Genomic DNA, 22984 nt, shown 5'->3' on the forward strand with positions numbered 1-22984 from the left:
TTTTTTATTTCATATTTTTTACTCTTTCTATCAATTGAAATCCTCCATTAATATCTTTTGTAGTTATATATATTTACTAAAAAAGCCCATATTCCTATTGTCTAATGTTCCTACTATCGCAACTCTATCCAATAATGTATTAAATTCTTCACAACTTGTTTCTGGTAATAAGGCACAACTATAACAAGCCGAAAGATTTAAATTCTTAAATCCTTGTCCTGTGCTATTTATACATATAGGATCATATGAACACCATACTGCTTTTTTTATGGCCTTTTTTAATATTCTTGGTAATATATTCGGCTCACCCTGTTTTACTAATCCTCCTAAACTTCCTTCTGAATCACTATCTGCAGTATATATCAATATTCCACTCATATTATAATTGTCTGATGGCACATCACAATATATTCTTTCTCTTAAAGATGTTGAAGAATAACCACATTCAAAACTCAACTCTTTAATTAGTAAATGAGCCAACGTATGTAACAATATAAACTTTGGTGTTATTTCTCTATAACTTCCCTTATTTACTTTACTATATCTATCATTTAATTTCTGAGCTCTTTTACTAATCTCGTTATTTTCTTTTACCCAGCTATCTATTAATTTCAAATTTAACTCAATAAATATTCCCTCTCCTCTAACCTCATATGCTGGATAGGCTTTACTTTCTTTATCTTTAATATCTATAATTTTTACCTCATCATTATTTGATTTGGTTCCCATAATAAAATTATCATACATATTAATTCTAGAAAAACCTACTAAAGCCCTAACTTCTCTTAATCTTTTAACTAAAATCACTTTAGAAAGTTCTTCTATTCCATAATCTTTAAGATCTTTTTTCTCAATTTTAAAGTCTCTACTAGTATACTCATCTGGAATAGAAATTCCAGTTAGGGCATTATATTCTTCATATCTATAATCATTCTTCGTTTTCTCACTAGCATTTTCTTTATCAAACAATTCTCGACACACTATCTTATCTACTAATTCAACTTTATCTTTCATATTTATTTCTTTTGAAATTTCTTCTATATAATCTTCTAAGTCATCTTTTATAAATTCTTTTAATTTACCCTTTTTCTCTTTTTTATTCATTGCACTTTTAAGTGATTCAAATTCACTGCTGTCATTTATCATTGTATTAATATCATCAGAATATGGAGGAATTGAAAGTGAAGATTCAATTTTAGGAAAATATATGTTCGATGCATTTCTTAATACCATTTGAACCTTTTCTTCGCATTTTTCACGTTCATTTTTCCATTGAAATTCACCTTTACATGTAAAATTTTTCAATCCATTCTTTGAACTAGCTAATTTAAGACTATTTTCAGCATTACAATTAGTACATCTAACTTTTATATTATCAAGACCTAGACTTCCTGAACTTGAGATTAATTCAAGTTCAGGATTGCTACATTCCCCAGCTACATTTTTATGTGCCCACTTACTCCATGGAAAATCATCAATATGTCCTCTTTTACATGCTACTAAAATTGATGGTGCAACTAATTGTACTTCATTTTTATGATTTGTACACACTGGTTTTTTCATATATTTAATTTTATCATCGCTTCTATGTGCCTTTAAATACTCTTTTTCCCAATCTTTTATTTGCTTAAGTTTATTACATTCAGGACAATAATACCAACTAGGGAACCTAACAAACGGTACATTGTATTTTGAATCAGCATCTTGAGGAGCTATAAAGTTACTAACATTAAGTTTTTTAGCTAACCTTTCCTCACTAATTTTAATTGGACTTCCCCAATACTTCTGTGAAGCAGTCATTAATGGTTGGTCAATGAAATCCATTATTCCACCTGGTCCAAATGTAGTTATTATCTGAGATAATCTTACATCATACTTATTTTTATCCAATTGGATTCTTTTTTCACTACTCATCTGCATCATCTCCAAACTGCAAAATTTCTACTGTTCCTTGCTTATCAACATTTCTCATTGATTGTAATGTAGGTTTTTCAGTTTTCACTTTTTTCCCAAATGGTCTTATCAAATATCCATAATTATCCTCATTATTTGCTGATCTATTTTTTGAATATTTAATCCTCCCATCATATTTATCTATTTTTTCTTTCCATTCCTTGCAAAATAAATTTATTTCTTCTTTAATATTTTGTATTTCCTCATCTGATTCAGAAAGATTTAATATTTTTTCTGCCCTTTCAATTATTTTATTCCTGCATTTATCAATTACAGAATTATCTATACTATCAAAGCTACCTGCCGCTACCTCAGAACTTAATCCTACTGCGTGTCTTATTAATGCAATAAAAACTGAATGCAACATTCTTTCTCGCGCTGGCTCTGAAAATGGTGTAACACTTGTTGGCTCTACATATTTATAAAATGATTGATGATAATCGTGAAACATCTCATAGTAGGATTTATCCCTTGATCTTGTTGGATTATACAAAGTAAAAATGATTCCTGGGTTTTCTCTTCCAACTCTACTTGTTGCTTGTATATATTCTGATGTCAACTTTGGTTGCTCCAATACCATCATCAGATTTAATCTCGATACATCAACACCAACTGATATCATATTAGAAGCTAATAAAACATCAATAGCATACTTTTTATCATCTTTATTTTCTTTACTATACTCCACTTCCAAGTTCTTTAATGTGTTATTTATAGTATTAGAAGATACTCTGCTGGTTAACTCAGCTATATAATATAATCTTCTTGCTTTATTGTATTTTAATATTCTAGTAGAAACTGCATTTATATTATTTTGAATATCAGCATTTATCAAGCTCCTTGTCATACCTAATTCTTTTATAGTATTAAAATAACCTACTAATGTCCAATATTTACTTTTAACTTTATCGGATAAATTCATCACATTAACTTTATTAGTTAATACAGACATTAGCCTAACTTGTGTTGTCGTCAATGTTTTTCCACTTGGCATTATACCAACATATTGCCTTCCAAAGCTTGTCTTATCTTCTTTCGTAAAAAATGAATCATCCTCATATAAACCAGATGGAGGGAATTGCTTAACATCCCTAGCATAAAGCTGTCTGCATTGTTCTTTAGCATTTCTAATTGTAGCCGTAGATGCTATTATTTTAGGTTTTATATTATTTTCATTTTGACTGCATAATATATCCACCGCTGTTTCATATTCACCAACCAATGTTCCAAGCGGTCCTGAAATTAAATGTAACTCATCTTGTATAATAAGTTCTGGTGATTTATTATTTTTACTACCTATGCCAAACAAGCTACCTGACCCTTCGTTCCACGTTATCATAGCAAATTTATCCACAGTTCCAAATAAAAGAGTTGGTGGCTTTTCATAAATACATTCATCTACTACTTCTATTGGTAGTGCACTGTTAAATATGCATTCATCTTCAGGACAAAAAATCTTATTTACCTTTCCTGTAAATTCATATCCCCAATCTCCTTTTGGCGAATCATATTTTTTAATTTTATCATTATATTTAATATCTCTTTCCAGTTTTGTGCCACACCATGGGCATTTTAGTACCTGAAACTTATTATATTGGGCTTTGTTACGATTCAAAACATCTGCACTTCTAGTTGAATATCTTAATTCTTTACAATCATTTTTTGCATCACTTTTCTTATTGGGCGTTTGATTAGAACCAATCCACAATCCTATAGTGATTTTTTCTTTTCCTAATTTGCCTTTCATTTCTCTTCTTATAAGTTCACAAGCACATATTAATATACTAGCTCTTGTAAATTGCTGTGCTGCCAATAACCTTAATGTATATCTCATAATAACAGTTGTTCCACCATTATTTTTATCTTTTAATCTCCTTAAGAAAATAGTAAATGCTGTAAGTCCTAAATAAGCTTCTGTTTTTCCTCCTCCTGTAGGGACCCAAATTAAATCAACTAAGTTTCTGTCACTGCACTTTGGATCCACTATTGATTCTAAGCACATTAAAATATAAGCTAATTGAAATGGTCTCCATATAGCCTCATCAGGAGATACTTTTTTAAAATCAACGTTTGGATATTTTATTTCATCATCATCTGGATATCTTTCTTTTTGTGAACTCTTTCCCTGTACCCTTTGCATCATCAATGCTCTATTCATAAGTTGAAATGCAAAATACGCTTGTTCGTTTTCTGATAATATATTAATTCCTTTTTCTATTCTTTCAGAACATATTTTACATTCTTCTATTTGACACCTTGCTATATGGGTAAATTTCTTATATTCATCTTTAAAACTTGTTATTTCTTTTTCTAAATTATAAATCCAATTATTGTAAAGTTTAACTATAGTTTCTAAATTCAAAATCACCTCATTTTTGCTTAAGTTAGAATAATCACTTAAGTTTTTCATTGAAAGTATTATATTTGATTGATCTTTACTTATACCTTCCATATCAAATTTTATTCCTTTTACTTTATAAGTAGGTATATATGTTGTTTTTAATTCTTTTAAGCTACCAAAGCTATCCATTTCCTCCATTACAGACACACCATGTCCAACTGCATAATTCTTTTTTTTACTATAAAGTACTTCTAGCAATTGCTCTTCCTCATCCAAGTCCTTATTAAAATCCACAATAGAATTATTTCTATTGTGGATAAATGTCATTTGCTTATTATCTTCGCTTAATATTCTAATTTCTGGCTGAAAAATTGATTTCAGATCTCTTCCATAATGTTTAAATTTTTCATTATTTACTAGTATCACAGTATAGCTTCTAATACTATTTTGATATTCTTTAGTATATATAGAAACCTGCAAATCCATTTCCATTTCTTCTCCATTGCTACTTAAAAACTTTTTAGGCATAACATCATGAACTGTATAGTTACCATTTTGATTTAATTTTATATTTAAAACGTCTGAAAAACTTATAGGTTCTCTAACGTATCCCTTTCCGTTTTTTATACAATTAATCTGTCTACTTAGTGCATATAAAACTGTTATAAAGCTCTTATATTCATCATCTTCTTTATATTTTTCATCATCTTTATATTCATCTATAATATTTGTTGGGAATTCTTTTTTTATTATTAAATTTTCTTCTTTTCTCTCTATATATTCCTTTAATCCATTATGTTCAAAATAATCTTCACCACTGTACCTAACGCAGCAGTCTTCTAATTTACATTTCCTATATTTAGCACCTTTTAATCTTACTACTAACTCTTTAACATCTCCTTTTGCAAAGAAAGTAAATCCCATTGAAGAAGGCTTTTTTTCATTTGTCATGCTTATTTTTTCTTCAAATTCTTGAGCCTCTACATTGTCATTTTCATATAATTGAAATTCAATTTTTCCATTTGCATTTAAACCTTTTTGATGTTCCTGTTCTTCCTGATAATTATTGCTATCATCTTCTAAATCAACATTTCCTTTTACCTCTTGTCCCATATTTAAATCTTGTGGAAACAATATTCCTGTTGAATATCTTGATATAGGTGGATCAGTTATAAACTCATGCTCAACATCAGAACCTATATCTTCTGAACCAGGTCCTAATAATTCTTTTCTCACATTTTCATAAATTAATTTTCTTGCTTCTTCACATTCCTTTGCAAAATCATTATCCAAAAATCTCACCCCTATTTATCACTATCTATTAACGAATTAGTTTTTACGTATTTCATATTTTGGGATACATCCTCTATTTCTTGTATTTTTACTATATTTACATATTGATTTAAATTTCCAAAAACATTCTTAACAAGCTTTTCAATTTCATTATTATTTTGCTCTTTATTTAAAGCAAAGTCTTTTACTATACTCTTAAAGGTCTTTTTAAATCTTGTTCTAAAATCTCGTATAATATTATTAGATTCATATATATCTTTCCAATGCTCTTTCATTTTGTTGTCCAGTGTTATATCTGCTATGGCTTCATAAACTTCTGGTTCCCTGGGACCAATTATTACATTATCGCTTGTTTCTATCCATTGCCTTATTGCAACATTGCTCTTATTCACATTATATATTCTTAGCTCGTTGGATAAGGAATTGTAATCCATATTATATAAATTTCTATACTCTTTTAAAGCTTTTTTCCAATACCTCATGTTTTCATAATGTCTTTTATACTTTTCCTTGAAAATACTTGAATTTATTATTTTATCGAATAATACTTCTGGTTCATCAGCTGAAATTTCTTCTATAAAAACTATTTGATCTCCTTGCTTCAATAAATCTATACTTTTCTCTAACTCTTTACCCTTATCAATACACAATGCAAGGTAATCTGATGTTAAATAACAGTATCTGTTGTCCTCAAATATTACTTTCTTTTTAACTATCCCTAATCCTTGAGCATTGATGCTTTCTTGATTGTTACTGCTTCTATTCCTAACTTGAAATAATTGATTTATATTATAATTTACATCTGAAAAATACTCTTGTTCAATATTATCTCTATTATATCGTTCTATTGTATTTTCATCTTTTATGTATTCATCTTCATCAATAGATTCATTATTTTTACTTGGATTATCATTATCTTTATATTTTTTTATTTCACTTTTTAGAAAATCGAAGTCAATCTTAATTTCATTTAAATAATCAATCTCACTATATTTATTATCACATAATAAGTTATTTTTAGCTATTTGTCCCATCATTTTATTAAAACTTCTAATTTTTGAATTATACTCAAAAACTTCAGAAGCATAAAGAATATTTGAAATATCATTATTTAAATAATTTCCTATTTGATATTCCTTTGACTTATTATAGAAAGATAAGAATATTAAATTTTTATTTTTTAAACTTGAATTTACTTGATTTAAAGTTATAATTTTATCTTCATTTATTCCTATGTTTTTTATTAAAAGATTCTTTTCAAATAAATCATTGCAAACAACTGTAGCTTTATAATTAAATTTTTGTTTTAAGCATTTCACTTTAGGATTTTCATAATATAAGATCTCATAAAACTTTTTTAACCCGTGAAAAACCGGCTGCAACAAACTTATATTTTCAATATATAAATCATTCTCATTTAAAATATTTTTTAATTTGTTGAACCAATCATCAAAGCAAGTTTCCATGTAATTTGAGTTCTTATATTCTTTAACTGGAAATATAATTGTTTTTAATACATTATATATCTTAAAACCTATCCTTATAAAATTCTTCTTATCAATAATTTGTTCATTAGTTTTTATTAATTCAACAAGTCCTTTTCTTACATTAGTCATAATTACGTTTATATCTTTATCATCTATAATACTGCAGTTTATATTTGTATCTAAATATTTCATTAATTCTTTATTATCACTTGGATATGTTTTATTTTTTATTTTGTTAATTAGAGTACCTTTATTCCAAGAATAAACATCTAGTTTGTAATCTAAAACCCTATCCACATCCTGTACATCACTAAATGAATTATAGACAATCAACTTTTCAAATTTTTTATGATCCAATTTTCGCATTATATTTTCGAAAATAACATCAATATAATTTTTGTATGTATCTGCTCCCAGTAGAATTAATGATTTACACTCCTTATTGTGAATTATTAATTCTTTTGCAATATCTAGTCTTGATGTAAATAATAAAACCGGTTTTTCTTTATATAAATTTCCTGTTAAATAGGTACCATTATCTATATCAGAATAATATTTACATGGTAAAATTTCACATAAGTTGTACTGTTTTTTTTCAATTCTAATTTTTATATTATTCAAAATATATTCCATTTCTTTTTTACTTTCAAAAACAAAAACTACTTGTCTTTTTACTACTCTACAAAATTTTTCAGGATCTAAATCTAATAGTTTTGCTAATAAAGCCTTTCCACTATTATTTTTTTTATTTCTAATCCCAGTCATTTTATTTATTTTATCTGAATCCCCATAATATTTGGATATTTGATTTTTATTTTTTATATCTACATAAGTATAATCATGAAGCTGAAGGTTACCTACTTTTCGTGGTTTATATTCTAATTTTATTTTGGTGTTTCCATATATTTTTTCAATTCCAATGTACTTGCACTTACAATTATTGTAATACACTATATCCCCAATTTCTATATCATTAATTTCATCTCTACAATCACAAGAAAGTAAATTATTTAAATATGAACGTATTCCAATAACAACAATAAATATACTTTTAATCATATTTTCATCAGTAGTTAAAAACAAATCCATTTTGTATTTTTCTTTAAAAGTGCTTAATAATATACCTACAATTTCAGATATATACTTATTAAAATTTACTTCTGAATCTTTAATTAAGATTTTTCCATCTAATCTTACATTTAAATTCAAAATTTTAATTCACCCTTTCTATAAAATACTTAATACATTTATATTTTCATTATACTACAATAATTTTAAATTTTGACATTTTACTTCATAATATTAATATCTAACTAGTACTAATAAAATATATTTTAATTTATACCTTATTTAAATCTAATTTTAGATAAACATTTACTTGACTATGCATAAAAATTATACAAAACTTATTTAAACTATCAAAAAGAGAAGGCATTTAACAGCCTTCTCTTTTTTGATTTATCTTATTTAATGTTGCAATAATAGCCTTTCCTACAGCTTTAGCCAATTCTACAGGAACAGCATTTCCAATCTGCTTATACACACTTGACATTGAGCCCTCAAACTGCCATTCATCTGGAAAACTCTGTATTCTTGCATATTCTCTTGTAGTAAATGGTCTTGTTTCATCTGGATGACAGCGTTCTGTCTGTTTTTGAGCAGGAGCACATGTTAAAGTCAAACAAGGTTCATTCCAGCTTATTCTCCTTGCCATTCCCCTTCTACCACCGCCAGAATAATAACTGCTTCCCATGTATTCTTTTGCTACTTTATCTGGTAAATTGACCCAACACCCACCAGCAGGAACAAGCTCTAATACTTTTGCCTTTTTAGGTGGATATTTTGCTCCTTGTGATGGCGGTACCCCTTTCAAAGCATCTCTTAAAACTGGTTTATACTCATAAGGTTTAGGATACTTAAATACTATAGAACTATCAATATCGTTTCTAATTCCTATTATAACTATTCTTTCTCTTTTCTGTGCTACATTGTAATCTAACGCTTTTAAAACTTTCCATGTAACCCTATATCCAATATCACTGAATACTTCTATCATTGTTTGAAGAGTTTTTCCATTATCATGTGTTACTAATCCTCTTACATTTTCAGCAAGAAACATTTTAGGTTTTAATTCTTTCAATATCTTTGAATAGTAATAAAACATTGTACCTCTAACATCATCTAAACCCATTCTATGCCCTGCATAACTAAATGATTGACAAGGATACCCACCAGAAATTAGATCTATTTCAACATTTTCTGGTAAATACTTTTTTATCCCTTCCTCTGCTATTTTTATAATGTCCCCCTCAATTACATTCCAATTAGGTCTATTTTTTCTTAACGTATTACATGGATTATGATCTATTTCAACCAATCCAATTTCTTGAAATCCTGCTTTTTCTAATCCTAAAGCTAATCCACCGGCACCAGCAAATAATTCCACTACATTGTATTTTCTATTAGGTATAACTTTACTAACATCTATATATTCACTATCTACATCAAGTTCTTTTTTTACATCTTTGCTATGTATAGAAGCACTATTATCAATATCAGGCTTCTTTATGTGTTGATTTTCACATTTCTTTTCTGCTATATCTTCAAAATTAACCTCTAGTACATTACATAATTTTTCCACATTGCTTTTTATAGGATCAAATTTGTCTGACAAAATTACAGATAATTGATTTTTAGTTATATTCATCATTTTTGCAAGTTCAGTTTGAGTTTTAATGTTTTTCTTGTGCATCTCTTTATTCAACTTACTCTTGCTTATTATTAACTTATCCACAATAAAACCCTCCTTAAATGTTACGAAAATATGTTAACATATTTTCAGGGTATTGTAAATTAAAAAATATATTTATTACCATAAATTATATTAAAATTATCAATATAAATACTTCTTATCATTGTATTACCTCTTTGTATTACCTCTTTATTCATACTCTCAATTATAACCAAAACTCTAATGTTTAATAATTACTATTTATTTTTTCTACCTTATTTTCATTTTATAATATGTCTCTTTTTAATATATAAATTTGAATTGTATATTTCCCTTAATTTTTTACATATTTATTCCAAGTATTATACCTACATTTTCCTTTGACTCCACCCCAAGGGTTGAGTTTATAATGTAACAAAGAAAGGGTGGTAAAAATGGCTAATCAAATTAAAATCAGTGATTTCGTTAAGTTAACCGGCAGCACTTTAAAAACCGTTTTATACTATCATAAAATTGGTTTGCTTAAGGAGCCAAAGCGATCAGATAGCGGTTATCGTCTATACGGAGCAGAAGAACTTTCACGTATGAGAATGATTAAGCACTTAAAAAACTTAGGCTTAAGTTTAAAACAGATAAAAGAAATATTAAAAGATGCAAATGATGAAACTAATTTAAATGAAGTTCTAAAAGCACTGCAAACTGGCCTTTTAAAAGAAAAAAAGCGAATCGAAGATCAATTATCAAAAATACAAACATTATTAAAGAGCCCCATAGTTACCCTTGAAAAGACTCCCTTTGAATCTGAAGCCTTTAAAACAGTTACAAATATGTTAGAAACTACTGAAGCCCAAAAACAAATTCACGGCTATACTAAACTTTTTGAACAGCAGCGTAATATTTTTGGTATTATAGAAGATTTTAAATGGGGTAAAGATTATAAAAATAATTTTATAGGAATAGCGGAATATTTTAAGCTGCATCCGGAAAAATATAAAATAGCTTTAGAATTTGGTAAACGCCTTGCTAAACTAAAAGAACTGTCCGAGGATGATCCAGAGGTTGAAGCTCTGGCAAGAGAAGGCGCTGATTTTATAAAAAACATACCACTTCTTAAAGAAAAGCTATGCAATCAAACTGGCTTTGAAATGACATATGAAAATTTACTTAATGAACTAACAGACGATTATCTTTCACCTTCTCAAAAGAAACATAGGGAACTTATACAAAAATATTTAAACTACGAGGGAGGTACTACTAATGAAAAGTGATACAAATAAATCAAATGCCAAGATTTATGCATTTCCAATAATTCTTATGATTATTCTGTGGGTTATTCTGTTTCTACCTGCGGGCACAATTAAATTCTGGCAGGCATGGATTTTGTGGTCAGGTTTTTCCTTGATAACGCTTTTTATTGCAGTTTATTTTACTAAAAAAAATCCCGAGTTTCTAGCTAGGAGATCGAAAACTAAGGAAAAAGAAACAGCAAAAACTCCAACATTTTTCAAACTATATTTTATAAGTTTTATTCTTCCTGGTATAGATTTTTACTTTAATTGGTCTAAGGAACCAGTATGGCTTGTAATTATATCAAATCTCATATTCTTTGCAGGATACATCTTTATTTTCTTCGTTTTTAAGCAGAATGCTTATGCTTCAACAGTTATACAGGTAGAAAATAAACAAAAGGTTATTACAACAGGCTTCTACTCCATAGTTAGACATCCAATGTATTCCGGAATGGTGTTAATGTCTCTCTTTATGCCTCTGGCACTTGGATCTTATTACTCACTTATACCTGCACTTTTAATAATACCTATACTTGTATTTAGAATAAAAAATGAAGAAAAAACTCTTTTATATGAACTTCAGGGTTACAGCGATTACTGTTTAAAAACGCCATATAGACTTATTCCTTTAATATGGTAAACATAAATAGGACACTTAAAATTTATAACTTAGCATAAATCAACGTTATATTTTAGAACTTTATAACGTTGATTTTTTATGTAAAAATATCTATAATAAATTTATAATTTTAACTAAAGGAGGTACGTATTATATTGAAATACAAAAAAACAACCATTTCAGACATAGCAAAATCAATGAACGTATCATCAATTACTGTTAGTAGAGCCCTCAGAGGTGAAGATGGTGTAAGTAAAGAACTGAGAGATAAAATAATTTACAAAGCTAAAACTTTAGGTTATCATAAGCCAAAAAATAACGTTAATATTTTGATTCTTCACGAAAAGACTAATTTGCAGGATAACCCAAACTTCAATCTTACTCTCCAATGCATGGAAACAGAACTTCAAAAAAGAGGTGCTGAATACAGCATAGAATTTATACCAAAGGATAAACAAAATAGAAAGGAAATTCCCTGCAAAATTTTAAAGGGAAATGTTTTTGATGGAATACTATTCATTGGAAGATTTAATATAGATTACATGAACTTTTTAAAATCCAAAGTTGAATGTCAGGTCTTATACGGAAATTATTTACCCTCACTTGAATGTGATACTGTAAGGTTCAATGCTGTAAATCTCGGCTATAAGCAGTGTAAGTACTTACTTCTTAACGGTCATAAAAACATAGGCTTTGCAGGCAACTTATCATTTTACACATTAAATGAAAAAATTCTTGGAATGCAGGCTGCTATGGATGAATATGGACTTAAAGTAAATAAAAATTTCTTTGTAAACAGCAAATCTAATGACCTAGAAAAAAATTTATTAAAGATGTTAAGCCTAAAAAATAAACCCACTGCAATTATATGTCAGGGTGATTTGACTGCGATGAAAATAATAAAACTGCTGCATGAAAATAACTTTAAAGTTCCAGACGATGTTTCAATAATAGGAAAAGGCAATCAGGAAGTATGTGCCATATCCATTCCAGCTCTTACAACCATAGATATCAATATAGAATATTCATGCAAAAGCATTATAGATTTAATTATAAATAGAATTAATAATCCAAAAAAGCCATATGAAAATATAACTATAAATGGCTTCTTAGTAGAAAGAGATTCCGTTAAAAAGCTCACAAATGGAGGTCTTATATGAGAGAAAATATAATAGTTAATTTCTTTAAACATAACAAACTCAGATATACCATAGGCTTAATTTTTATGATTGCTTCATCTTACATACAAACTTTATTTCCAAAAGTTCTTGGTGATACTATAGATATTTTAAAAAACAGTCACTTTAAAAGTGCTCTCGTAAAATCCAATATTCTTTACATGGTTATAATAGCCTTTTCAACCTTTGTATGCACTTTTGTATGGAGAAACATGGTTATGGGTGGTGGAAGAAAACTTGAAAACACCATAAGAGAAAAGCTTTTTGACCACTTTCAAACATTATCACCGGAGTTTTATAATAATGAAAAAACCGGCAATCTTATAGCTTATGCAATAAATGATATTTCTGCTGTAAGAATGACCTTTGGTCCGGCTGCCGCTATGTCAATAAATGGTCTTGTAATATGTATTTCTTCAATTTATTCTATGATAACCGGTATAAGCTTTAAGCTGACCATAATGTGCCTTGTACCTATACCTTTTATAATAATTGTAATGTTTAAAATAGGTCAAATAGTTCAGCATAGATTTAGGAAGGTTCAAGAAAATTTTGCAGAAATATCAGATAGAGTACAGGAAAATATAAATGGAATAAGAGTTATAAAAGCATACGTTCAAGAAGAATCAGAAGTTGAAAATTTCAAAAAGCTTAACGATAAAATGATGGATTCAAATTTAAAACTAGTTAAGATATCTTCTGCCCTCTCACCAATAATTGAACTTTGCTTCAGTGTAAGCTTTGTTTTCAATTTAATTATAGGTGGAAACATGGTTTTAAAAGGTCAGGCTTCCCTTGGAGATTTTGTTGCTTTTAATACATACATAGCCATGATTATGACTCCTGTAATATCTATTGGACGTGTAATTGTTGTTCTTCAAAGAGGAATGGCCTCTCTGAAAAGATTAAACAAAATATTTAAAGTAAAACCTGCGGTAACTGATGGGAAGGCCATGCTTGAGAAAAACATCGAAGGAAATATTGAATTAAAAAATCTGTCATTTTCTTATCCTGGCTCCGATAAAAATGCTTTAAATAATATAAACTTAACTATAAAAAAAGGCTCAACCATCGGAATAATTGGCAAAACAGGTTCTGGGAAAACCACTTTAACAAATTTGCTTTTAAAACTTTACAATGTAGATGATGGGACAATACTTTTTGATGGAAATGATATAAATGATTACAAGCTCAGTTCCATAAGAGACAACATTGGCTATGTTCCTCAAGACAATTTTTTATTTTCTGCAAGTATAAAAGAAAATATAGGCTTTTTTAAAGACATATACAGCGATGATGAAATTGAAGCTTCAGCTAAAGCAGCATGCATATACGAAAGTATATTGGATTTTCCAAATGGCTTCAATACAGTTCTTGGAGAAAGAGGAGTAAATATTTCTGGAGGTCAAAAGCAGAGAATATCTATTGCAAGAGCCATAATAAAAAATCCATCTCTTTTAATATTAGATGATTCTCTATCTGCTGTAGATGCTGTAACCGAAACAAATATACTAAACAATCTAAAGGATGTAAGAAAAAATAAAACAGCAATTATAATAGCTCACAGACTTTCCGCTGTTAAGGATGCAGATGAAATAATAGTTTTAGACAAAGGACGTATAGCCGAAAAAGGTACCCATGATGAACTTCTAAAAAAAGGAGGTATATACTATGAAATCTACAGAGAACAGTTCAAAGATGAAAACTCAGAAGCCTGCTAAATCAAAAAGTTTAAAAAGACTTCTAAAACTTACACTACCTCACATGAAAAAAATTATACTTGCTGCTATCTGCGTACTTTTAGTAAATACTGCCGAACTAATTAAGCCCTACATATTAAAAATCGTAATAGATGATTTTCTTGTGGCTAAGAAACCTCAAACTGGACTATACTCTATAACTTCAATGGGAATTTTATATTTTTTAATAGTGGCTTTCGGTGGATTTTTTGCCATAAGTGAAGCAAACCTAATAAACAAAGCTGGACAGATGATTATGAAAACTTTAAGGGGAAGTGTCTTTCAAACTATCCAGCTTCTCCCCCTATCTTATATTGATAAAACTTCTTCTGGGCGGCTTATAACAAGAGCGACAAATGATGTAGAGGCTTTGAGTGAACTGTATACAGATGTAATAATAAGTCTATTTCAAGATGTATTTCTCCTAATAGGAATTGTATACGCAATGCTTTCAATGAATGTAAAATTATCACTAGTATCCTTTTCAGTAATACCCGTTATGCTCTTTATAATTTTCGCTTTAAGAACCAAAGTAAAGAAAAATTTTAAAATCATGAAAAAATTAATTGGGAAGATAAATGGGTTTATGGCTGAAAATATATCTGGAATGCGACTTGTTCAAATTTTTAGAGGTGAAAAAGAAAAAAAGAAAGAATTCTTAGGGCTTAATAAAGAATATTATGATGCAACTTTATTTCAAGCTTTTCTTAACAGCTTTTTAAAACCCGCTTCGAATGTATTTCAAAATCTTTCAATTGCCATTATAATCTGGTATGGAATGGGCAAAATTGCAAATGGAGCACTTCAAATTGGAGTTTTATATGCTTTTACAACTTATATAAGACAGTTCTTCGACCCTGTATCAGATCTTGCAGATAGCTACACCTCAATACAATCAGCCATGGTATCCGCTGACAGGATTTTTGAACTCTTAGACCAAAAGCCTATTCTTGAAAAACTTCACTATGGAATTCCAATGAAACACATGGAGGGAAAAGTGGAATTTAAAAATGTATGGTTTTCATACAACAATAAAGATTGGATACTTAAAGATTTAAGCTTTACTATAAATAAGGGTGAAACTGCTGCCTTTGTCGGTGAAACCGGAGCTGGTAAAACAACTATAATAAGTCTCATCAGCGGTTTTTATAAGATTCAAAAGGGCGAAATATTAATTGATGGAATAAATATTAATACTGTAAAACCTGCGGATTTAAGAAGAAATGTTGCTGTAGTACTTCAGGATGTCTTCTTATTCTCTGGAGACATTGAAAAAAACATCACTTTAAACGATGAAATAAATGATGATTTAATTGAAAAAGCTGTAAAAAACTCATATACATCTAAATTTATAGAAACAATGCCTAATAAAATTCATGAACCTGTTATGGAAAGAGGAAGTACTTTTTCTGCAGGTCAAAGACAACTTCTATCTTTTGCAAGAGCTATAGCTCATAATCCTTCTATATTTGTTTTAGACGAAGCTACTGCAAACATAGATACGCATACAGAAAAGCTAATTCAAAAAGCTATAGAAAATATTACAAAAGAGAAAACAACTTTAGTAATAGCCCACAGGCTTTCAACCATAAGAAACGCGGACAAAATAATAGTTTTAAAGCACGGAAAAATTTTAGAAATAGGAAATCACAATACGCTTATGAAAGAAGAAGGATACTACAAAAAATTAGTTTGTGAAAGCACTAAAGCTAGTTAATAAAACCAACCCTAAAATTTTATGAGGCTTTTGCTTTTAATGCAGCAGCCTCATATATTAAATATTTAGGCTTAATTCTACACCTTTTTAATCATAAACTCTTCCTTAATATATAATCTACATATCCCTGCTTTATTTTTTGTCCTTCATATATTTTTTCTAAAATTCTATTTTCTTTAAATAATATTTTCATATCTTTAAAATATTCTTCTGCTTCATTAATATCATAGTAGGAATGAAGAATTTTTTCACCATCTTCGATTCTGAAGAATTCACTATCCCCTGCCCTTTCACCCTTTCCATAATCCTCATCATTTACAGAAAGAAAATTTACAAGGCAAAGACCACCTGGTTTTAATACTCTTTTTATTTCACTTACAGCTTTTTTAATATCAGCTTTTTTCATATGAAAAATACTATTATAAGAATAAACATAATCAAAAGAATCATTTTCAAAAGGAAGTTTTCTCATATCACCTTTAGAGATATTAAGGTTAACTTTATGCTCTTTTGAAAAAACTTCAGCCCTTTCTATTTGCTTATCACTTATTTCAATGCCAGAAGTCTTGTATCCATTTTCTAAAAAAACTGAAAGCGGCGGCATTTTTCCTCCAGCTCCACAATCTAATACGGTTTTCTCTAAGCCTTCTTCATTACACATGTTTAAAAATCTATACAACTGAGGTTGTCTAAATATAAATTTCATAAAACCACTTCTTCCTATTATTACTTTTTACTTAAAACTCATATAATTATACCTTAAGTTATACAAATTTCCAAACACAAGTCATATATTTTACATTTTTCTCCTAATTGTTTAACTAAAGATATTTAATTATTAATAGTAATATTATATAGTATAAAAATTTAATTGGTTGCAAAAATTCATGACTAAAATTTCGTAGCAACGGAGGGATTTTTTCATTACATTACCGTGTAAGTAAAGTAACAATGCTGAAGGAGTGATTTAAAAAAATCCCAATAAATCTTGGTTCAAAAATCATAAAACACTTAAATATTTCAATTGTCTGAATATTATCATACACGAGGTTTGGGCTTTAGCCCATTATCCTTCTTAATCACATAAAAGCACTCTTATCATATGCAAGTTATTGAAAGTTGTTAGCCGTAAACATTAAGATAGTCTGTATTTTATAAAGAAGGATAATGGGTCCTTGACCCAAACCCCACGTATGATAAGATTTATAGAATTTTTTTAACACGACGAAGCATTGTCACTTTGCATTTTTTTATAAATTCACAGCCTCTGTTCCACTAACAGTCTCAGCATGTTCCTTCTTTTTATTAAAAGGTACAGCTAGCAAGCCAATCATTGCTATAATTCCCGTTATTAGAAAACATTTATTATAAACTTTATAGCTCTCCTCTTCCTTTATTTTTGATGCATCATCAACTATTCTGTCTACTTCTTTTTCCTGAGTCTTAAAATTTTCAATTACAGTTTCTTTCATCTTATAAGGCACAGTTTTTAATATCGCGTCTTCCCTCTTAATAAATATATTGTGGACAGCTGATTTTGAAAAACCGCTGGAATCTTTGCTGCCGGAAGTTTTTATTTTATCATTAAAAGAAGTTTTTACCTGTACTTCAAGAACTGTACTTCTGTTTATTTCTGCCGATATCCTACTCTTTGTATTTTGAACCGCAGTTGTGGTAAAATTACTGCTAAGCGTTGACACTAAAGCTATTGCAATGCAGGCACATAACTGTCTTAAACTATTTTGTATCCCTGATGCCATGGCATTCTTATCCTTTGATATTTCTTCATAAGCAGTTTGATAAAGTGATGTTGTAATTCTAACGCCAATACCAAGTAATATAAATGAAGTAATAATTATTGTCATGTGGTTTTCCCTGTCCATAAAAGCAAACATAAGGTTTCCCACTGCTACTATAACTATGGACACAAAGGATACCACCCTATCTGAAATATTCTTAGCTATAAGAGGAAGAAGAGGTGCAGATATAAGTGCTGCCACACTTGGAATTCCCATCATCAGCCCTGCCTTTAGAACTGAATATCCAAGGGTATTTTCAAAATAGAAATTGAGTAAATAAGATACAGGCATGTAGGCAAAGAAAAATACTGCTATTAAAATTATTGAAGCTGTAAAGCTTTTAACTTTAAATATACTAAATTCAATCATTGGATTTTTTATTTTAATTTCATATATTACAAAAGCAATTATGGCTGCCACTGAAACTGTAAACATGAGAATTATTTTAGTACTGCTCCAGCCATAGTCATTTCCTTTTACAAGTGCAAAAGTTAAAGCACCTAGTCCCACTGCTAAAAGAATACAGCCTAAAAAATCTATTTTCTTTTCTATAGTTTCATCATAACATTCTTTTATATACAGTGCTCCAAGTATAAATGCAATAATAACAAAAGGTGTATTTACATAAAATATAGCTTTATAATTAAAGTATTCATTTAAAATACCACCAATAACAGGACCTGAAGCTGCAGAAATTGATATTGTCATGCCGACAATAACCGCCAATTTGCCCATAGCCTTTTTCCCAAAAATCTCAATTCCTAGTGGTATAGAAAGTGGTGTTAATATAGCAGCACCTACTCCTTGAATTATTCTAAATATTATTAACATATTTAAAGAATCCGCAAGCCCACAAAGTACTGATGCTGCTCCAAATAAAATAAGGCCTATTAAAAATAACTTTTTTCTCCCATATATATCTGCTATTTTAGAAAAATTAATAAGAAGCGAAGAAAAAGCAATTAAGTAAGCAGTACTGATCCAGGATATACCTGTTGTATTTGTATTAAAATAAACTGCCATGCTTGGGAGCGAAACATTTACTATAGTACTATCTAACACAGTTAAAAAACATGCTATAGCTATTGATATGAAAGCTAAAATCTTCTGTGATTTTTTCATGATTAAATCAATTCCTTTCTTATATGTGTTATAATTATTTTTAAAAAAGTTGAAGTTGAATTCAACTTCAGTTTATATACTATCATTACGCTTTAACTAAGTCAATATGCTTGATTTAAATTTATCTAGGTTATACAATAAAAATAAGTTTCTATTTTTATGAAAGGAATAAAACATGATGGATAAGAAAATAAAAAAGCCAACTCAAAAAAGATCTCTTGAAAAATATGAAAAAATCATTGAAGCCGCTTTTAAGCTTTTTAATGAAAAGGGATATTTTAATACCACTACTACGGATATTGCTAAAGAAGCCAACATTGCTACTGGCTCTGTATATACATATTTCAAAGATAAAAAAGATATTTATATTGAAGTTTCAAATAGAATAAGTAAAAATATATTTGAACCTACTAAAAGTTTTTGGGAAGAAAATAAAAAGTTAGACTTTAAAGATATTAAAAATGTGAAAAAGATTTTCAATATTTTTATCAAGGACATGATGAATCATCACAACTTCTCAAAGCTTTTTCATGATGACATGACAGCTCTAAAACTTCTAGATAAAGACATTGCCTTGTTAGATAAAGAAAATTCTAAAGAACGTATAGATAGGACAAAAAATATACTTAACACACTATCTATCCCTTTTAAGAACAAGGAAACTTTTGATATATTTATTCACTATTGTAATGTTTTAATAGATGATGTTTGCCATCAAATTCTCTATGATAATTCTATTAAAAATACAGATTTGTATATAGAACAGGCTGTAGAAATGCTGTGTACTTTGTTAAAAAATACGGCAGATATTTAAATGAGGATGTCTCACTAAATAAAAATATTGCCAAGAAAGTTTGGGGTTTTTCGTCATCTAATGAGACGAAAAAAGTTATAATCTGCAAAGCCGAAGTACGTGGTATTAACTTTGCTTCGCTCGTTACTAGATAAGGGGGTTGCCTGTGGCAAAAATTATTGATGAAGTAACATTTTAAAAAAACTCTAATAAATCTTGGTTGAAAAATCATAAAATACTTAGAGTTTTCAATTCGTCTGAACGCTAGTGAGTTATTGAAAACTCTTAGGATTTTATGATTTTCAACCTTAGATTTATAGAATTTTTTTAATGTTACAAATCAATGTTAGTTCGCAACTTTACTTATTAAAAGAATGATACTGACATGATATTATGTGATCATCAATCATCCCAATTGCCTGCATGAATGAGTAAATTATAAGAGGTCCAACAAATTTAAAGTTTCTTTTTTTCAAATCCTTACTAATTTTCTGTGACAGTTCATTTTCTGCTGGGACTTCAGATTCACTTTTCCAGCTATTTATAGTAGGTTTAAAATCTACATACTTCCACAAATAATTAGAGAAACTTCCAAACTCGTCTTGTATTTTTAATACTTCTACTGCATTATTTCTTACAGATTTAAGCTTTAATCTGTTTTTAATTACATTGTATTTCTGCCTTATCTCCTCAAGTTCCTCATCGCTTAACTTTGAGCAATACAAAATATCAAAATTATTAAAAGCCTTTTTATACTCCTCGCGTTTCGAAAGCACAGTATTCCAGGATAATCCTGCCTGCGCTCCTTCAAGAGAAAGCATCTCAAATATATATGTATCATCATAACTTGGTACGCACCATTCCCTATCATGATATCTTTGCATTATTTCATTTCTACCAGGCCATATACAATTATCCATATAATCACTCCAAACAATTTTAAGTACGATTATTATAGCATTTTACTTTGACAACTGTATGTCATATTTAAATAAACAATTTCAAAATTGCAAAATAAATATAATATCAAACTATTGCAGTTTTTGATCTGCTATTTTACTATTTTTATATTCCAATAAACCAAGCTAAAAATATTGAAATCACAGCATTTCTTAAAAATAAAGGAATACTTTGGTTTATACCTTTTACTGCTTCATTAGCATTACTAAATGATTTACTTTTTGTTAAATTCAGTATAAGCATAAGCACCCCTGCAATTATAAATAGTGCAAGCCAACCTACAGCATTAATATACAGTACACTTTTCCCTAAATTAGTTATTTTATTTACTGTGACAAGCCATATAAACACAACTATTCCAATGGAAAAATTATAAAACTTTTTTATTTGCTTTATGTATTCATCTGTCAGTTTACCTTCAAATTTTACCGACTTATATAAAATTACTATACTTAATATAATGCTAATGCAGGACAAAATATTTGCTATTATGCATAATATATTCCTCAAAGTTAATCCCATAGCTTTTCCTCCGCTTCTCTTATCTTCTTTTTAATAATTATAGATTTCTCTTGAAAATTCTTTTTAGTTATTATAACTCTTAAACGCCCTACTAACTTTTTTCTGGCTTCAATGAGTTCATTTCCTTTTTTTAATTTTTCAAATTGAATACTTGATACTTTTTTAGGTATATTTAGTTTCGTAAACGTAGAAGCTATGTATCCCTGAGATTTATAATAGGCTCTGTCTACGTATATAGAACCTCCAATAATCAAGATAACAACCACAAGTAAAGCAATATTTACCTGCTTACTCTTTTTTATAAAAAGATCCGCATTATTTATAATAAATCTTCTATATTTCTTTTTTTGAAACTCAATTTCCTCATTAACTATTTCATTAATTTTATCTTTGCTTAAGGGTTCACTACAATTTAAACACTCAAAGCTTGTAAATGGATTCTTATTACCACACTTTTTACATTCCCACATAATATCAATTCCTTTAACTTAATTCATCGCTTAAACTTAATGCATACTTATCAATGTCATCTCGTAATTCAATTTCTTCTGTGTACTCATCTTCCTCATTCACTTCATAATCCAGATTAAATCTACTTATTACATGCTTTAAGTATTCAAAGTGAGCATCATCTCTTACAATATAATAAGTTGTATCACAGTTAATTGATTTCAAATAATTACAATTACTAAGAGAAATTGATATTGGCTTCCATATAATAGTAGGTACCTTTTTTTCTTTATTGAAAATACGCCCTTTTAGTATAATCATTGGGTCTATAAGATTTTCAAATTCAACTGCATAAGCTCTAGTATAACGAAGTGTTGAAGTTTTTACATCTATGATTTCCTTTATATTCTTATCTAAGACACCAATTTCAGCATGCTTGTACTCATCTAATCTATTTGTAATTTCATTTTTAACCTTTTCATCTACCTCTATTATTTTTTGAGGAACTGCTGTGTCACCTTTGAAGTTAGCTCCCTTAAAAAGTTTGTCCTTTCTCTGCTCCAGTTCATGTCTTATTATTGACCCTGTTACAGCGTCAAATTCAATTTCCTTAACCACCTCATAAATAACATGATTAATTCTTTCCTTTAAAGATATTTGTCCAAGTTCTGTAAGCTTTCCGTCTTTTATGTGCTTATAAGCATTTTCCTCAAGAGTAAGCATTTTTCTAACAAGCTTTTTATCTAACGCCGTAACTTCATTTATAGCCTCTGCTGTATGAAGCCCCGCATCATAAAGCTTTAATATAAGTAATTCTATTGATTCAAATTCTGCTCTGGTATACTCTAAAGCTTCAACATTTGCTATAGAAATAGGACAGTAGAATAAACTCATATATTTTAGCTTTCCTGCCTTAAACAGCTCAGGACAGCTATTCTGAAAATTAATTAAATCTTCTTTTTTGTAATCTTCCTGATTCATATTCTTCTAT

Annotated in this window: 16 protein-coding genes; 6 read left to right on the forward strand and 10 right to left on the reverse strand. The window is 28.8% G+C overall.

Features of this window, described 5'->3' with window-relative positions; all coding sequences use genetic code 11:
• Positions 1 to 63: 63 nt before the first annotated feature.
• The 4 genes from drmB to dcm all read right to left on the reverse strand — a co-directional run bounded on the left by drmB (position 64) and on the right by dcm (position 9868).
• On the reverse strand, positions 64 to 1914 hold the full coding sequence (gene drmB, locus BEE63_RS01730; RefSeq protein WP_066019742.1) for a DUF1998 domain-containing protein: 1851 nt from the start codon (positions 1912 to 1914) through the stop codon (positions 64 to 66).
• Complete coding sequence (locus BEE63_RS01735; protein WP_066019743.1) at positions 1907 to 5587, reverse strand: helicase-related protein; 3681 nt, start codon at positions 5585 to 5587, stop codon at positions 1907 to 1909. Before BEE63_RS01735 ends, drmB begins: the two co-directional genes overlap by 8 nt.
• Positions 5588 to 5598: 11 nt before the next feature.
• Positions 5599 to 8283, reverse strand: a complete 2685-nt coding sequence (locus BEE63_RS01740) for a DrmE family protein (RefSeq protein WP_066019744.1) — start codon at positions 8281 to 8283, stop codon at positions 5599 to 5601.
• Between the two features lie 226 nt (positions 8284 to 8509).
• Positions 8510 to 9868 (reverse strand): DNA (cytosine-5-)-methyltransferase, encoded by a 1359-nt coding sequence (gene dcm / locus BEE63_RS01745; protein WP_242874645.1) that lies wholly within the window; start codon positions 9866 to 9868, stop codon positions 8510 to 8512.
• Between the two features lie 371 nt (positions 9869 to 10239).
• On the opposite strand from dcm, the gene BEE63_RS01750 reads away from it, so the two are divergent.
• From BEE63_RS01750 to BEE63_RS01770, 5 genes are all read left to right on the forward strand, one after another.
• Entirely contained in the window at positions 10240 to 11073 is an 834-nt protein-coding gene (locus BEE63_RS01750; protein WP_066019746.1) for a MerR family transcriptional regulator, read from the forward strand.
• Positions 11063 to 11734 (forward strand): methyltransferase family protein, encoded by a 672-nt coding sequence (locus BEE63_RS01755; RefSeq protein WP_066019747.1) that lies wholly within the window; start codon positions 11063 to 11065, stop codon positions 11732 to 11734. Before BEE63_RS01750 ends, BEE63_RS01755 begins: the two co-directional genes overlap by 11 nt.
• A gap of 134 nt (positions 11735 to 11868) precedes the next feature.
• On the forward strand, positions 11869 to 12873 hold the full coding sequence (locus BEE63_RS01760) for a LacI family DNA-binding transcriptional regulator (protein WP_066019748.1): 1005 nt from the start codon (positions 11869 to 11871) through the stop codon (positions 12871 to 12873).
• On the forward strand, positions 12870 to 14612 hold the full coding sequence (locus BEE63_RS01765; protein WP_066019749.1) for an ABC transporter ATP-binding protein: 1743 nt from the start codon (positions 12870 to 12872) through the stop codon (positions 14610 to 14612). Before BEE63_RS01760 ends, BEE63_RS01765 begins: the two co-directional genes overlap by 4 nt.
• Positions 14563 to 16347, forward strand: a complete 1785-nt coding sequence (locus BEE63_RS01770; RefSeq protein WP_066019750.1) for an ABC transporter ATP-binding protein — start codon at positions 14563 to 14565, stop codon at positions 16345 to 16347. Before BEE63_RS01765 ends, BEE63_RS01770 begins: the two co-directional genes overlap by 50 nt.
• 91 nt (positions 16348 to 16438) lie before the next feature.
• Here BEE63_RS01770 and BEE63_RS01775 read toward each other — a convergent pair whose 3' ends face one another.
• Positions 16439 to 17053, reverse strand: coding sequence for a class I SAM-dependent methyltransferase (locus BEE63_RS01775; protein ID WP_066019751.1), 615 nt, complete (start codon positions 17051 to 17053; stop codon positions 16439 to 16441).
• A 544-nt stretch (positions 17054 to 17597) separates the two neighbouring features.
• The gene (locus tag BEE63_RS01780) at positions 17598 to 19268 is read right to left on the reverse strand and encodes a DHA2 family efflux MFS transporter permease subunit (protein ID WP_066019752.1); all 1671 of its coding nucleotides are present in this window, start codon (positions 19266 to 19268) and stop codon (positions 17598 to 17600) included.
• Positions 19269 to 19443: 175 nt separating this feature from the next.
• Between BEE63_RS01780 and BEE63_RS01785 the strand changes: the two genes are divergently transcribed.
• The gene (locus BEE63_RS01785; RefSeq protein WP_347463706.1) at positions 19444 to 20082 is read left to right on the forward strand and encodes a TetR/AcrR family transcriptional regulator; all 639 of its coding nucleotides are present in this window, start codon (positions 19444 to 19446) and stop codon (positions 20080 to 20082) included.
• A 338-nt stretch (positions 20083 to 20420) separates the two neighbouring features.
• On the opposite strand, the gene BEE63_RS01790 is transcribed toward BEE63_RS01785, so the two are convergent.
• From BEE63_RS01790 to BEE63_RS01805, 4 genes are all read right to left on the reverse strand, one after another.
• Complete coding sequence (locus tag BEE63_RS01790; RefSeq protein WP_066019754.1) at positions 20421 to 20981, reverse strand: DNA-3-methyladenine glycosylase I; 561 nt, start codon at positions 20979 to 20981, stop codon at positions 20421 to 20423.
• Between the two features lie 145 nt (positions 20982 to 21126).
• The gene (locus BEE63_RS01795; RefSeq protein ID WP_066019755.1) at positions 21127 to 21543 is read right to left on the reverse strand and encodes a hypothetical protein; all 417 of its coding nucleotides are present in this window, start codon (positions 21541 to 21543) and stop codon (positions 21127 to 21129) included.
• Positions 21534 to 22013, reverse strand: a complete 480-nt coding sequence (locus BEE63_RS01800; protein WP_066019756.1) for a hypothetical protein — start codon at positions 22011 to 22013, stop codon at positions 21534 to 21536. The genes BEE63_RS01795 and BEE63_RS01800 overlap by 10 nt, the downstream gene beginning before the upstream one ends.
• Before the next feature lie 13 nt (positions 22014 to 22026).
• Complete coding sequence (locus BEE63_RS01805; RefSeq protein ID WP_066019757.1) at positions 22027 to 22974, reverse strand: hypothetical protein; 948 nt, start codon at positions 22972 to 22974, stop codon at positions 22027 to 22029.
• Positions 22975 to 22984: the final 10 nt, after the last annotated feature.

Source organism: Clostridium pasteurianum, assembly GCF_001705235.1.
GTDB classification, from domain to species: Bacteria; Bacillota; Clostridia; order Clostridiales; family Clostridiaceae; genus Clostridium_S; species Clostridium_S pasteurianum_A.

Excerpts from the sequence above, each read along its gene's own strand:
- BEE63_RS01775 (WP_066019751.1), bottom strand. The coding sequence starts at position 17,053 with ATGAAATTTATATTTAGACAACCTCAGTTGTATAGATTTTTAAACATG.
- BEE63_RS01785 (WP_347463706.1), top strand. The coding sequence starts at position 19,444 with ATGATGGATAAGAAAATAAAAAAGCCAACTCAAAAAAGATCTCTTGAA.
- BEE63_RS01770 (WP_066019750.1), top strand. The coding sequence starts at position 14,563 with ATGAAATCTACAGAGAACAGTTCAAAGATGAAAACTCAGAAGCCTGCT.
- BEE63_RS01795 (WP_066019755.1), bottom strand. The coding sequence starts at position 21,543 with ATGGGATTAACTTTGAGGAATATATTATGCATAATAGCAAATATTTTG.
- BEE63_RS01800 (WP_066019756.1), bottom strand. The coding sequence starts at position 22,013 with ATGTGGGAATGTAAAAAGTGTGGTAATAAGAATCCATTTACAAGCTTT.
- BEE63_RS01805 (WP_066019757.1), bottom strand. The coding sequence starts at position 22,974 with ATGAATCAGGAAGATTACAAAAAAGAAGATTTAATTAATTTTCAGAAT.
- BEE63_RS01765 (WP_066019749.1), top strand. The coding sequence starts at position 12,870 with ATGAGAGAAAATATAATAGTTAATTTCTTTAAACATAACAAACTCAGA.
- BEE63_RS01750 (WP_066019746.1), top strand. The coding sequence starts at position 10,240 with ATGGCTAATCAAATTAAAATCAGTGATTTCGTTAAGTTAACCGGCAGC.
- BEE63_RS01790 (WP_066019754.1), bottom strand. The coding sequence starts at position 20,981 with ATGGATAATTGTATATGGCCTGGTAGAAATGAAATAATGCAAAGATAT.
- drmB (WP_066019742.1), bottom strand. The coding sequence starts at position 1,914 with ATGAGTAGTGAAAAAAGAATCCAATTGGATAAAAATAAGTATGATGTA.
- BEE63_RS01780 (WP_066019752.1), bottom strand. The coding sequence starts at position 19,268 with ATGAAAAAATCACAGAAGATTTTAGCTTTCATATCAATAGCTATAGCA.
- BEE63_RS01755 (WP_066019747.1), top strand. The coding sequence starts at position 11,063 with ATGAAAAGTGATACAAATAAATCAAATGCCAAGATTTATGCATTTCCA.